Raw genomic sequence first — 236 nt, 5'->3', positions numbered from 1 at the left:
AGCGCTCATGAGGCTTGCTGAAGTGATCTATGGGCTTACGACCTCTTCGCAGACGATTTCCACGGCCATGGAGTTTGCTAGAAAACTGGGTAAAGACCCTGTACTGGTAAACGAAGCGCCGGGATTTATCGTAAACAGAATGCTCATACCGATGATCAACGAGGCGATAGGCATTTTGGCTGAGGGTGTGGCTGAAGCTGAGGAAATCGATAAGGCAATGCGATTGGGCGCAAATC

Annotated in this window: 1 protein-coding gene; it reads left to right on the top strand. The window is 50.0% G+C overall.

The annotated features are described in order from the left end of the window. Positions 1-236, top strand: a 236-nt coding sequence (locus SB679_RS26250) for a 3-hydroxyacyl-CoA dehydrogenase family protein (RefSeq protein ID WP_410705355.1), incomplete at both ends; no start/stop codon positions are given.

The sequence above is a fragment of the Chryseobacterium sp. SIMBA_029 genome, assembly GCF_046535275.1.
In the GTDB taxonomy this organism is placed as follows: domain Bacteria; phylum Bacteroidota; class Bacteroidia; order Flavobacteriales; family Weeksellaceae; genus Chryseobacterium.
This window is presented reverse-complemented; position numbering and strand designations above follow the sequence as displayed.